The following is a 537-nucleotide window of genomic DNA, read 5'->3' on the forward strand; positions in this document are numbered from 1 at the left end:
GACGAGTCCACGACCCGGACGGCCGATGAACCCGGCGCGGCGTTTCGGCCGCGCGGCAGACGTATCAGTCTTCCTTGTCCTTGGTCACCTCGCCGGTGCGGCCGTCGATCTTGAACTCGTACTTCTTGCCGTCCTGCTTCATGCCCTCGCCTTCCCAGCCGTCGCCATCGGCTTCGATGCCGTGCAGCTCGGTGTAGCCGGCGGCCTTGGCCTTTTCCACGGCCTGCTCGAGGGTGATCCAGTCGGCGCCGGGCTTGTCGGCGGCGAAGGCGGCACCGGAACCCAGGATGGCAACAGCGAACGCGGCGGTCAGTGTCTTGTTGTACATCTCGTTTTTCCTTCTGCGAACGGGATCGTATCGGGCCTTTGGTGCTGGCCCCTGCCTGAAATACGAGCCCAACGGCGGCCGCTAAGTTCAACCGCCGCGGTGTGCATTCGCCGGCTCGTTGTCGATTCCGGCAGGTGCCAGACGACTCCTTCACAGGGGCATCGCTGCGCGACGCGGGCCCTGCCACCGATCCATGCACGGAGGTTTTT

General features: G+C 65.0%; 1 protein-coding gene. It reads right to left on the reverse strand.

Annotation, left to right across the window (positions count from 1 at the left end; translation table 11 throughout):
- Positions 1–64: 64 nt before the first annotated feature.
- Positions 65–328 carry a PepSY domain-containing protein gene (locus tag N879_RS16930; protein WP_014595814.1) on the reverse strand — a complete coding sequence of 88 codons (264 nt, stop codon included), beginning with the start codon at positions 326–328 and terminating at the stop codon, positions 65–67.
- Positions 329–537: the final 209 nt, after the last annotated feature.

This window comes from Alcaligenes sp. EGD-AK7, assembly GCF_000465875.3.
Taxonomy (GTDB): Bacteria; Pseudomonadota; Gammaproteobacteria; order Burkholderiales; family Burkholderiaceae_B; genus Alcaligenes; species Alcaligenes phenolicus.

What these genes read in the sequence shown, in the direction of transcription:
- N879_RS16930 (WP_014595814.1), bottom strand. Translation starts at nt 328, where the DNA reads ATGTACAACAAGACACTGACCGCCGCGTTCGCTGTTGCCATCCTGGGT.